A 12262-nucleotide genomic window follows, 5' to 3' on the forward strand; every position below is an offset into this window, starting at 1 on the left:
CCCCCTTAATAAGGTGGTTTTGATCCCCCCTTAATCCCCCCTTAATAAGGTGGTTTTGATCCCCCCTTAATCCCCCCTTAATAAGGGGGGCAGCGATCAAGTTGTCTATAAGGGCGTGAATTGTTGGGAAATTTTCAGGTAAACTATCTTTAGTTGTTGGCTAATCCAGAGATTTTTCTCACAGAGCGATCGCTGTTTGAATATCTACCAGAGAGTGATGGACTATACCTTGTAATCTAGCAGTTATTTTGTCCGATTGCTGTTCACTGGTAACATTTTTTCCATCGACTTGATTTAATTTCCTCAGATTACAATAAAGACTCCAGAAAATCCTATCACCGGCTTTCCAGCTAAGGCTTGGTTTTTCATAAAGATTTAAGTAGGTAGGCGTTAAAAGTTGTCAGACACCCCCCTTATCAAGGGGGGCAGGGGGGATCCCCCCGCCTATCGGCACCCCCCTTATTAAGGGGGGCAGGGGGGATCCCCCCGCCTATCGGCACCCCCCTTATTAAGGGGGGCAGGGGGGATCGAACCTAAAATCCATTTTTAATTTAATTATAACCAGCTACTTAAGCTTATCTCCCTCGGATTGCCATTAAATTTTAACTGGAAGCAATTACCCCAGATTGTTGAAACCATTGGCTAATTCCGGCGGCTAAAACTTGCGCTAATTGTTTTTGTGCCTGAGTATCGGTAATCCATTCAAATTCTTGAGGATTACTCATAAATCCTAACTCTAATAACAATGAAGGACTACTATAGGGACGAGTTAAAGCTAAATTATTCCAAAATACTCCATAGGAAGGACGGTTAAGATTTTTGGTTAAATAATCGTGGAGAAAAACTGATAAATCCGCTGCCTGGGGATGATACCAAAATATGCCAATTCCTTGAGTATTTAAGGCATCTCCATCATCAGGTAAAGCATTATAGTGAACTGATATTGCTAGGGTTGGTTGCAGATTATTAATCATCTCTACTCGTGCCGGTAAAGATAAGTCGATGTCAGTTTCTCTGGTTAAATAAACTGTTGCCCCCAATTTTTCTAACTCCTGTTTAATTAATTTAGACATAAGCAAATTAATCTCTTTTTCTGTGTAACCCGTCGGACCGACAGCGCCGGTTTCTTTACCTCCGTGTCCGGGATCTAATAAAATAACTTTGCCCTGTAAATTATCACTTTTTTCCGGGGGATGACGCAGGGTTAAGATTAAATTTGTCCCCTGGTAACGAAGACTATAACCCCACTGTTGTTTTTGGTTAAGATTAAAAGTGTATTCTATCGTAGTCGGGTTAATTTGTCGCCAATCTAAACGTCTGACCAAAGGATTATCCACTAGAAAAATTGTATCGGTTTGGGCAATGGTATTATAAAGGGTCAAAATAAATTTATCATCCTCTTGTGCCACGGCGATGGGTACAGGATGGGATAGGGGAAAAATAATTTCCGTTGCTTGATTTATACTGCGAGAAGATAGACCGCGAATATTAGCATTATCTAAGACTTCATTGGCTATTAAACGGGTTTCTCGCTCTAAAATCCAACCCCCATAATCTAACCGTAACCAATCCCCCTCTTTCCCCGTGACTCTTGCTTTTGTGCCTTGGGGTAAAGGAGTTAAACGGGAATAATCACTACCCGGTCCCGTGCGCGCTACTCCTTCAGGAACTATAATTTCAATAACTGGTAAATTCTGATCGCTAATAATGTTAATTTCCCCTTGACCTTGTTGAGTAATTGAGCGATTATTTAATTGTGCTGTAAAAATAGGTTTTCCTAAGTTAGCCTCTTGCTTAAACTGCTGACAACCTCGATAATAACCAGTTTTATCCTGAGAATCCGCTTGATTGAGATTAGTTAAAACTGCGGCATTACTAGGCAGTTTTGTGGTTTGAGGTTGGGGTAAAAGAGGCAGAATTTTATCTCCTAACTGCACAGAAACCTGAGCTTGGGGAGTGGCAATCGCACTAAAACAAATCCATTCCCCCACTAACCTCGTCCTATGGACAGAAGGACTGAGAGAGTTATCAGCAAAAGCTAATCCTTGGGGAATAATTGCTTGAGTATCTCGACGAATTATTTGACGATTAATAGTTTGGTTTTGATAGCGAATAGTGAAATTATTTTCGCCAACTTCTAGGGGAAAACTAGGGGCAAAATATCCTTTAGCACTGCGTTGAATCGGTTGATTATTGAGCAAAACTTGACCCGATGGAGGAGCAGAACCAATAAAAAAGATTCTAGCGGCCGTGGTTTGATGATTATCGGGAGGATAAACAATCATTAATGAGGTAGATTTAGCGCTGATACTGTGATAAAAACCGATTAATAGCACTAAACCCCAACCAATTAAGATATTTTGCCCAAAAGTTCTCACCTTTAACCAGAATAGCCCCATATTATCCCCCTCTTAGCTGACAAATATTATCCTAAGACAAATTCTGGAGGTTTGTTGTTCGTCTTCTAAGCTGTACTGTATTTAAACTGATCGGGAAATTTAGTACAAATGCTCTGACTTCTTTTTCCCCTCTCCCTGTTTGTGACCCTCATCCCTTATGATCAAGATAGATTAACTTTTGTAAAGGAATCGGAGTTATGGCTTTAACCGTTGGAACAATCGCACCGAACTTTACCACCACCGACGATACTGGAAAAACCGTTTCCCTGTCGGATTTTCAAGGTAAAGTCGTAGTTTTATACTTCTATCCCAAAGATGATACCCCCGGCTGCACCAAGCAAGCGCAAAGCTTCCGGGATAACTACGAACAATACCAAGACAAGGAAATAGTAGTCTTCGGGGTGAGCAGGGATGACCAAGGTTCCCATGCACAATTTAAAGAAAAATACGGTTTACCCTTCCAATTGCTCGTAGATACCGATGGTGCTATCACCAAAGCTTATGACGTCGATGGGGGTGGCTATTCTAAGCGCGTCACCTATATCATCGATGCAGAAGGCAAAATTAGCCATGTGGATGACAAAGTGAATACCGCTAGTCACGCATCGGATATTCTCTGCGTAGTCGGTTAATTTTCCCTAAAATCTTTTCTGGGTGTGTTAGGGGAGCCTAATACACCCGATACCCCAGTTCACTGATAATCAGTTTTTAATAAACGGATTTAGTATAACTAAATAGGTCTTGCTGATGATGAACTGAATATTAAAAATCGGACTAAAATAAGTGGGTGGGTGGAATTAAATATAAGATGAACGTAGGTTGGGTTGAAGCATGAAACCCAACGCCTGCATGGGTTACGCTACCGCTAACCCATCCTACAAATAATTTGGCCTCCCTACTTAATACTATTATCAAATATCTTGGTGGGATTAATCGGGAATCATGGTTAAGTTTAGCAAGTACCTAAAGAGGTTTGGGATTGTTGCTGGAGTGGCTTTTTTGTTGTTGGTTACTCACCGAGCGGCTCCCCGAAAGGCAGTGGAAAATGAGCAGATGAAGGGGGTTTGGTTAACCAATATTGGCACGATATTGTTACATCACACTACGTCCTTAGATGAGGTGTTAAATCATCTTTCGCGATCGGGTTATGACCGGGTGTATTTTAGTGTTTATGGGTTTAGGGGAACGCTTTATCCGACTTCCCAACGTCCGACGAATTGGTTGTTTGTGCCGCCGTTGAGCAATCCCTGGAGGGCAGCGGTTAAGGAGTCTTTACGGCAGGGTTTGAAACCATTTGCTTGGTTTGAGTATGGTTTGATGTTATCCCCTAAGGATCCTATTGCCAAAAAGCATCCGGATTGGCTATTAAAAACGCCCGCAGGGAAGACGGTGGTGGAAACCAATGTCTGGTTAGATCCGGCGAATCCGCAGGTACAAGCCTATCTTTTGGGGAATATGGAAGATATTTTAAAAGAAAAAGATTTGGCGGGGATTCAGTTAGATGATCATTGGGCAGTTCCGCGTGTTTTTGGTAATAAAAGTCAGGCTTTAACGAATTTAACCCGCAAGTTGCACGATCATGTCAAGGCGATTAATCCCAAGTTGGTGGTGAGTCTTTCGCCTAATCCTCACTCTTTTGCGGTGAATAAATATAATCAAAATTGGTTGGCTTGGGTGCGTCAAGGGATTGTGGATGAGGTGGTCTTACAGATCTATCGGAAAACTCCCAATCAGGTGGCGGCAAGTCTTTCGGGATCGGGACTGGCGACAGCTTCCCGGTATGTGCCGGTGGGGGTGGGTTTATATGCGGGTTGGAATCCTGATTTTTCCTTAAAGGGTTTACAAGCTCAGGTGAGGACGGTGGAGCAGCAGGGTTATGGCTATTCGTTATTTTGTTGGGAGTTTGTCGTCATGCGTCATCTTTTTAATCATATTCCTCGGTTTTAATTGAGATGGATTGGTATCCAGCAAATTTTGTTCACTCAGCCACTCTGAATCATAGATTTCCAGAAGTTGTGTCAAGATATCAAAAAACTGTTTTTCTGTTCCATCAATAGAGCGCCGAACCCAAAAACCTCCCGATACATTCGCTAGATACCAATAATTATCTTTCCCATTAATCCTTTCAGAAATATTTTTATTTTGGTTGGCTAAATAGTCACCCAGCCATCTAAACTCTTCTTGCAGATACCAACCACCACATTTTTCGGGTCCTCCAAGGTCACAACGTTCTAGAGTTTGCTTTTCAATTTTATCTGGATATTCACTCTTGATTGCTTTAAACTCATCAGATCCTTCAGGGGTTGGAAACAAAATTTTATGTGTTTGGTAGAAAGCTCTTGCTACTACTTTAATTTTATCATTGTAAGCTCGTTGGATGTTTTGCTTAAATGTGCTGTCAGCAGGTTCAATAACAACTTTCTCTTGAATCCATGTTAGAAATTCTGGGTTGTAATGCCCAAACTCGTAGCCACCCTCAAAGTTCAGACTAAAATTAGTATGAGGACCCTTCTTGAAAATAGGTAAGCCAGATATCGCCATTAATTTGCTATAATCAACAAAGGGCTTGATCTGACAGTAGAGATCGCGCAGTCCATAATCGAGCCAAGTTCCACACTCTTCATAGCTTTTTTTTAATGGCTTAAGGCTTATCCAAGCAGAGTGAATAAGTTCTTCTTGTGTGCGTTGTTTAGCAACCTTAACATTCCATAATTGAATTCCTGCAAAGCTGGCCAGCCCCAAAGAAATGACTGAAAAAGTAGCGAGGCTTACAATGGTATTTCGTCGTCGGTTTTTCTTTTGCTGCTCTTGTTGCTGTTGCCAATTGACACTGGCATCAATGAATTCACTTTCTTCTGGTCTTAAGCCACGAAGATTTTTAAAAGCGCCTTCTTTATTTCTCAACTCTACAGCCTTAGCCAATTGATAGCCTTTCAAGAGTTCATCCTGAGCTTTAGACTCATCCTCTAAGCGAATTTTTTGCCACCGTCTTGTCTCATCAGTCAACCGATTTTTGAAGATAATTGCTTCTTTTGCTTGTTCAAGCCAGTCTTTTAACTCATTCCAAGATGAGAGCAAAATTTCATGGGCAATTTCTACGGTTGGAGTTGGAGGTTGTTTCAGACGCTTGCTGTCACTCGCTTGCATTTCTTCCGTACTAGAATACTCGCTACTACTAACTAGCAACTTGTCTTTATTAATGAACTTTTCGAGGAGCTTTTCTTCTGATTTACCGACAAATTCATTTCGATAAGCTCGTCTGCTCACTGCTCTACTGCCTGAATCAGTATCAACAACATTAACTAGCTTCAAAAATATTTGCTTAGTGGTTGTCTTTTCGTCTTCGTTCAAATTGAGGTATATCTCGTTGACCCGCTTTTGCAATGCTCCCCTTACCCCCTCTAACGCTGCATAACTTTTCTTGTTTAAGATACGGTCTTCGATCTCAAAGCGACCATCAGCACAGCGAGTTTGGCATTCACTTTTCCAAAGCAAATTCAGGGTATATTGCAATAAGGGAAGATAACCTTTTTGTCCATCAAGTTCCTTGATAATTTGTTCAACTAACCCTTCTTCAAACACGACCCCATGCTTGGCTGCTGGTTGCTCAATCGCCTGTCGCAGTTCATCTGGATGCATCATAGTCACCAGACGCATATTATTATTTTCGTTAACAATAGCACCTAAATCGGGATAGAAACTCAATTGGTCCAGAAAGTCAGCCCGCATTGCCAGTACAATCTTGACAGAACTATTCCCAGACTTGGCAACTTGAACAAGACCTGCAATAAAATTTTTGCGTTTATCTAAATCGTTGCAAATAGTGAACAATTCCTCAAATTGATCGACAAAAATTAGCCACCGTTCCCCATCTTTCCTTAAGGTGTCAATCACTTTAGTTAGGGTATCTGCCTTTGCTTCTCGGGCAATCTCGACTTCTGCTTCACTGAAGTGATAATCCTTCTCCTCAATGAGTAAACACCGATGTAGGGAATCAAAGGGATCTTGATTCGGTGTAAAGATGAAGTCATAAAATGTTTGAGACTCCAGAGATTTTTTCAACTCAGGAATTAACCCCGCACGCACCACAGAAGACTTGCCACTTCCAGAAGCCCCTAACACTAAACTCAAGTTGCTTCGATTCACCATCTCAAATAATTCAGCAATTAACTTATCTCTACCGAAAAAGAGATCTCTGTCTTTGTCATTAAATCTTTTCAGTCCCCGATAAGGTGACTTCATAGTCAATGGTTGCTGCGTACCTTTAGCAACTGAAATCTGGACAGTTTGAGTCTCAATTTTAGTACCAATTTGAACGGGAGCGATGATTAAATCACCGCTAACGTTAGTATCTTTAATCAGGTTATCTTGTTCCTGAGATTGACGGTCTGGAATTGACTGGCTCATAGTAGTGGCATCTCCGATGTTTTGTTTTAGGGACCAGAGATGCAACAAATGGCTGTCGGTTCAGCTAAATCCAGCACTCCTTCTAATCTTTGTTTAAGTGGTCAAATTTTACCGAACCCTTATTCAAATTCACGCTTTCTTAACTCTTCTTGCCTTCTTGAACTGGCTTAAATTCAAAGTTTCCACCAACAGTTACGCCGCTCACCGTATTAGTTTGAGTTTGATTGATTATCTCCTGTCCACCGGGCTGTTCTTTGACTTGATCGAGTAAATCCTGAGCCACTTTAATGATTTCCTGATCTTGATCAGCACCAGCTTTGGTAATTTTATCTTTTAACAAACCTTCAGCTTGCTTGATTTCTTCTGGTTTGGCATCTACCATCGCTTGTCCCAGAACATCGCCTTCAAACTTCTTCTTAATTAAAGTCTTCAAACCCTGATAGGCATCTTTAACAGCTGTTCCTGCGGTATCATTAGCGCCAGCGAGCGCACCAGCCCCTAAAGCAGCAAGAATCAGAGAAATAGGGTCCATAGTTGAGCCTCAATTATTATGTAGAAGGAGTAAATAGTGGTCTGATGAGTTCGCCTCATTGACCGTCTTAATTGTGACTACAAGGTACATCAACCTCTTTACGGATATCAAAAAATATTACTGATACACTCGACCGCGCCAACTTTGGGGACGGGTAAAAGCAGAGACAAAAATGCGGATAACTGCCAGCGGATCCGCTAGGGGAGATAGCCAAAATAATACTGAGGATAGATTGACTTTTTCGCCTCGATAGTAGCTAGGAGAGACAGCCAATAAAAGGGCAAAACGAATCAATAACAGCAGCAGGTTTAAAGTCAAAACAATTTTTAAACTCAGGAAATTGTAGCCAAAAATCAAAGCTGTGAGCAGTAAAGGAGTGATAATTATCGGTAATCCCTGAGTAAGAGCTAATAAAGCTAAATCGCCCCATAATTGCCCCTGATAGGAGGCATCTTTGAGGTCAAGAGATCTGCCCCATTCGCGCCAAGTTTCCTTGAGTCCTTCGTACATCCGCACGCGAATCAACTTCGCCCCATCGAGAAATCCCACCCGATAGCCTTTCGTTGCCGCTAGACGGGCGAGGGTGACATCATCGCAAAAAGAACCTTTTGCCCCGCTATAACCGTCTAAAGCCGCTAAAACTGACCGCCGGCAGAGAAAACATTGACCATTGGCCATGACTCGTTGGGGATCTTGCCCGCGCACTCCGGCCGCATCAAAGCGATAGAGCAAAGTCATCAATAAAGCCGGCTGTAACCACCATTCTCCCGGATAGGAGAGGATAAATTGCGGCGACAGGGAAACTAAATCATAACCTTCTGCGAGCGCAGCTTTAACTAAACTAGCGACTAAATTTGCTTGGGGTTGGGTATCGGCATCAATGCCCAAAATCCAGTCACTTTTAGGAGAACTAAACAAAAAACCATTGTGTAACGCCCAGGGACGACCTACCCAATCGGGGGGCAAAGGATAATCGGTTTTCAAGCGAAAGCGGGGGTCTTTTGCCGCTATCTCTTTGACTTTTTCCCGCGTACCATCTTGGGAATTGCTATCGACAATCAGAATTTCTCGCACTTCGTAACTCTGTTGACTCAATCCCTGTAAACAACCGTCAATCCTGGCCACTTCGTTTAACGTCGGCACAATCACGCTTACTGTCCCTAACATCTCCGGGGTGGGGGGTTGGGGAGTCAGGGGAGGACGACGACGCGCCCCTTTTAGCAAACGGGAAAGAAGGATAAAAAAGGCAACAGCCTGAGACAGCAGTAGCCCCAGGCAGAATGCACCGAGAATTATCTCAGTTAACAACTTATTTGGCTCCTCTCACCGACACAACGGGGATTTTTAGGGTTGTTACTTCGCTGGTTGCCACTGTTTGCCCGGAAGCAACAGCCTTGGCGCGATTATAGAGGAGTATTAAAGGCAGAATACCGGTGAGTAATCCTAAGAAAATCGGCGGATAAATACCAGCACCGATACTCATGACCGTAGCAAAGCCAAAATTACCTAAATACATCACAAAAGGTAGGGTTAAATCTTGACTTGGCAGTTTCACCGGTTGCACTTGCCAAATTAAAGTGGCTACCGTCATAAAAACACAGCCCGTGCCAAACCAACCGGCAAAATTTTCGTAGGGCATCCCAAAGAAGGCCCCCGGTTGTTCCCAAATCCAGAAGGGTATGGTAGTTTGACTCATGGCCGGATCTAGGACAAAATCCCAGGAAGTTAATAATACCGCCCCGATAGCGATCGATCCTAGATTTTGTAGCCACTGGGGTATAGCAAGAGTGGATAAACCAACACGAGCGATGATATAGGCACTAAAACCGAGATAAAACCAAGATAGGGGGATAGTAAAGGGGACTAAACCCGCAATTTTGTAACCTAAGCCCGAAAGATAACGATAATGACCGAAAGGAAAGCCGGTACTGGTTCCTAATAGTTCGCTACAAAGGGATAAACTGATAGCGGGAACCATGAATCCTAACCAGTGCCACACTCCTAGAGTCCGATAGGCATAAACAGCCACCGCTGCCATTCCTAACACCATATACACCACACCCCCCCCGGCCATTGACCAAGCAAAGGCAGTTTTGCCAAAATCTGGTAAATTGGCCACAAATTCGGGATGGGGCAAAACTAGCAACAATCCCGCTAGTCCAAAAGCCATCGATACGATATGACCGATGAGCAGAGCTTTTTCGATCGCAATTAGTCGTCTCATTAAATCTCTAGCACTGCGAAAGGATAATCATTTTCAAGTTTACAAATCTTTATTAAAGAATTATTACGCAGATCGGTCACTTTCGGCAAAAAAGTTTTACAGGGGTTAGGGATTTGCCTGTAGTGGTGGTTTAGGAGTCCCTTGGCAGTCCCGATGAAAAAATTTTCACCCCCACAGATGAAAGAGGTTTCTTTCCCTACACCCCACACCCCACACCCTACACCCCACACCCCACACCCTACACCCCACACCCTACACCCTACACCCCACACCCCACACCCCACACCCTCTTTCAAGTCAGGACAATCAAGAACGAATAATAATCAATCAAATTGTCTATCTAGAGATTTTATGTTACTTTATACTTAGTTTTTTCATTTTTTCAACCCCCAAAAATTAATTATCCGAGAGGCAATGACTAAAAATGCCTGAAAATATAGCGTTTCTGATTCACAAGAGGTACATTCCCGATCCTGAACAGCTTAATCAGCAAAGGTTTAAGTGTGCCGCACAGATGCGAGAACCGCTATATATGTTAACAATGATGCTTTTAGTCCGAAAAAAAGGTTCTTCGGTTTGTGTTATGTAATTTTTGCCAATTGTTTTCGATCTAGAACGAGCTAATCAATTAAGTCTCTTGCCAGATAAGGATTTAGTCGATTTATGCCCCCTGATCGAACCATACCAAGTAACGAAGAACCGAAAAAAAGCCATTCTAAGATTAAGTCCTCTCAATCGCCGACCAATTGCAGCGGTTCTTAAAAAAACTCTCTCCACCAGACTCACTATAATTAACACAGTAGCCTAGCTATGTCGGCAGAATCTAGACATCGGAGTTTACTTGCCAATCGATACCAACTGGTCGAGTTGATCGGTAGCGGTGCCATGGGACAAGTATATCGAGCAGAAGATAAACTCTTAGGTGGCGTAACCGTCGCCGTCAAATTCCTCTCGCAAACTCTCCTCAACAACAGAATGCGCGAGCGCTTCGAGCGAGAGGCGACTATTTCGGCACTTTTAGGCGAAAAAAGTATTCATGTTGTTAAGGTTCGTGATTATGGTGTAGATGACAAGGAAGTCCCCTTCTACGTCATGGAATTTTTGCCGGGGGAGAGCATGAGTGAAATCATCAAACATCAGCCGCTGCCCCTCCCGCGCTTTCTCAATCTCACCCGTCAGATTTGTTTCGGCCTGGAATGCGCCCATAAGGGTATTATCTTCCAAGGGGAGATGTGTCCGATTATTCACCGGGACATCAAACCAAGCAATATTATGGTGATTCAGGACTCAGGATTAGGGGAATTGGTGAAAATTCTCGATTTTGGCATCGCTAAACTCATCCAATCGGGAGAATCCCAAACCCAATCGTTTATGGGAACCTTAGCCTATTGTTCCCCGGAACAGATGGAAGGTAAAGAACTCGATCATCGTTCTGATATCTACAGTTTTGGGATTATGATGTACGAGATGATCACGGGAGAAACGCCCATTTTTCCCGATAATCCCTCCTTTGGCGGTTGGTATGAGGTTCACCACTACGCCGAACCCCGTTCCTTTAATTCTAGCTTGCAATTACCGCCAGAATTAGAACAGTTAATCCTGCGCTGCTTGGCCAAAGCACCCAGCGATCGCCCGTCAAGTGTTACAGATATACTACAACGTCTCGAACGACTTGAACCCCTAGTCAAAAATGAAATAGTCAAAAAAACCGACGATTACACCCGCAAAATCAAAACCCCTCGTGATTTAAATCAAACCATTGTTTCTGCTGCTAATGCGAGGGATATCTGTGTCAAGTCCAGTTGGCCCGAGGATAAACCGCGCCAAAAAATTGTCTTCTCACGCTGTCTCCAGGCTGCTGACGGCGTTTTTCCCGGTTTATGGGTAATGTTGGATCGAGAAGATATCGCCGTCCGGGTTGCTAGTGTCCGTTATAATCAATTCCTCTTTTTACCCACACCTCACCCGATGATTCTCTGGATTACTGTCCTCTATCATCGTCAATGGGGCCCCCGCTGGTTGCCTTGTTATTTGGACTTAAAAACCCCTCAAGGTCAAAAAATGACCAAAACCCTCGCCGAAGCCGGTCAATACTGGATTTTATTTTTCCCCCTCGAAGGCAGCAACATCTGTGAAAATGTGATCAACGCTAATATTCCCGCCAATCAATGCCAAATTTTGCAGCAATGGGTGACAGATAGTCAATCGGGCCAGGGTGGCAACCCGCAAATTAGCAAGCGGATGTTAAAACAGAAAATCGAGCAACTTAAACCCCAGATTCTGGCCAAATTAGAGTCAGAACTGGCCGGGCAGCCCTAAAAAATCAGGGGGGTATGATGAGTTGCTGAAACGGATGTAATTTTGGGGTAATCGATGAATATGCCCCATAACAGCGCAGTCGAGCGGACAGCGGACGGGACTAATATTTGTGTATATTGCCAAAGCTATCTGCCGCTCTTCACTTTCGCTATTAGCCATCATCCATTCCCAATGCCTACTTCTGTATTATAAGTTGGGTACTATTTTTGTAGATAGTGCAGAAATCTACAGGAGATCAAGTATTGACATCCTCGCCGCCCTAAAAGTGCGGCGATTCCTAAACCTCACGATTTAAGTTTCTGCTTCCACCACCGTCGCATACCACAGTTAAAAAACCATGTACTGTCTTACACAGAGTCCACAGACTTTCGCCCCATTTCA

10 protein-coding genes are annotated in these 12262 nt (G+C 43.2%); 5 read left to right on the top strand and 5 right to left on the bottom strand.

Going from position 1 to position 12262, the window contains the following annotated elements; genetic code table 11:
• Positions 1-602: 602 nt before the first annotated feature.
• The gene (locus tag PX482_RS16800; RefSeq protein WP_288122728.1) at positions 603-2399 is read right to left on the bottom strand and encodes an N-acetylmuramoyl-L-alanine amidase family protein; all 1797 of its coding nucleotides are present in this window, start codon (positions 2397-2399) and stop codon (positions 603-605) included.
• A gap of 197 nt (positions 2400-2596) precedes the next feature.
• Between PX482_RS16800 and PX482_RS16805 the strand changes: the two genes are divergently transcribed.
• Entirely contained in the window at positions 2597-3031 is a 435-nt protein-coding gene (locus PX482_RS16805; RefSeq protein ID WP_002761836.1) for a peroxiredoxin, read from the top strand.
• 310 nt (positions 3032-3341) lie between these two features.
• On the top strand, positions 3342-4346 hold the full coding sequence (locus tag PX482_RS16810) for a glycoside hydrolase family 10-like protein (RefSeq protein WP_012268243.1): 1005 nt from the start codon (positions 3342-3344) through the stop codon (positions 4344-4346).
• On the opposite strand, the gene PX482_RS16815 is transcribed toward PX482_RS16810, so the two are convergent.
• The 4 genes from PX482_RS16815 to cruF form a co-directional block, all read right to left on the bottom strand.
• Positions 4287-6806, bottom strand: a complete 2520-nt coding sequence (locus PX482_RS16815; RefSeq protein ID WP_288095647.1) for an ATP-binding protein — start codon at positions 6804-6806, stop codon at positions 4287-4289. The two genes, PX482_RS16810 and PX482_RS16815, sit on opposite strands and share 60 nt — an antisense overlap.
• Before the next feature lie 139 nt (positions 6807-6945).
• Positions 6946-7338, bottom strand: a complete 393-nt coding sequence (locus PX482_RS16820) for a Het-E N-terminal domain-containing protein (RefSeq protein WP_288026842.1) — start codon at positions 7336-7338, stop codon at positions 6946-6948.
• Positions 7339-7455: 117 nt separating this feature from the next.
• The gene (cruG, locus tag PX482_RS16825; protein WP_288122729.1) at positions 7456-8646 is read right to left on the bottom strand and encodes a 2'-O-glycosyltransferase CruG; all 1191 of its coding nucleotides are present in this window, start codon (positions 8644-8646) and stop codon (positions 7456-7458) included.
• Between the two features lies 1 nt (position 8647).
• The gene (gene cruF / locus PX482_RS16830; protein ID WP_287694802.1) at positions 8648-9562 is read right to left on the bottom strand and encodes a gamma-carotene 1'-hydroxylase CruF; all 915 of its coding nucleotides are present in this window, start codon (positions 9560-9562) and stop codon (positions 8648-8650) included.
• Between the two features lie 153 nt (positions 9563-9715).
• Here cruF and PX482_RS16835 point away from each other — a divergent pair, with 153 nt between their 5' ends.
• The 3 genes from PX482_RS16835 to PX482_RS16845 all read left to right on the top strand — a co-directional run bounded on the left by PX482_RS16835 (position 9716) and on the right by PX482_RS16845 (position 11881).
• Entirely contained in the window at positions 9716-9931 is a 216-nt protein-coding gene (locus PX482_RS16835; protein ID WP_071825105.1) for a hypothetical protein, read from the top strand.
• Positions 9932-10154: 223 nt separating this feature from the next.
• Positions 10155-10370 (top strand): hypothetical protein, encoded by a 216-nt coding sequence (locus tag PX482_RS16840; RefSeq protein WP_080603648.1) that lies wholly within the window; start codon positions 10155-10157, stop codon positions 10368-10370.
• Positions 10371-10372: 2 nt separating this feature from the next.
• A complete protein-coding gene (locus tag PX482_RS16845) occupies positions 10373-11881 on the top strand; it encodes a serine/threonine-protein kinase (protein WP_288122730.1) in 1509 nt (502 codons plus the stop codon).
• The last annotated feature ends 381 nt before the right edge of the window (positions 11882-12262 follow it).

The organism is Microcystis sp. M53602_WE12, from assembly GCF_030065455.1.
In the GTDB taxonomy this organism is placed as follows: Bacteria; Cyanobacteriota; Cyanobacteriia; order Cyanobacteriales; family Microcystaceae; genus Microcystis; species Microcystis aeruginosa.

Bases quoted from the DNA above. Each gene is read 5' to 3' on its own strand.
- PX482_RS16800 (WP_288122728.1), bottom strand. From the start codon at position 2,399: ATGGGGCTATTCTGGTTAAAGGTGAGAACTTTTGGGCAAAATATCTTA.
- PX482_RS16805 (WP_002761836.1), top strand. From the start codon at position 2,597: ATGGCTTTAACCGTTGGAACAATCGCACCGAACTTTACCACCACCGAC.
- PX482_RS16810 (WP_012268243.1), top strand. From the start codon at position 3,342: ATGGTTAAGTTTAGCAAGTACCTAAAGAGGTTTGGGATTGTTGCTGGA.
- PX482_RS16815 (WP_288095647.1), bottom strand. From the start codon at position 6,806: ATGAGCCAGTCAATTCCAGACCGTCAATCTCAGGAACAAGATAACCTG.
- PX482_RS16820 (WP_288026842.1), bottom strand. From the start codon at position 7,338: ATGGACCCTATTTCTCTGATTCTTGCTGCTTTAGGGGCTGGTGCGCTC.
- cruF (WP_287694802.1), bottom strand. From the start codon at position 9,562: ATGAGACGACTAATTGCGATCGAAAAAGCTCTGCTCATCGGTCATATC.
- PX482_RS16835 (WP_071825105.1), top strand. From the start codon at position 9,716: ATGAAAAAATTTTCACCCCCACAGATGAAAGAGGTTTCTTTCCCTACA.
- PX482_RS16845 (WP_288122730.1), top strand. From the start codon at position 10,373: ATGTCGGCAGAATCTAGACATCGGAGTTTACTTGCCAATCGATACCAA.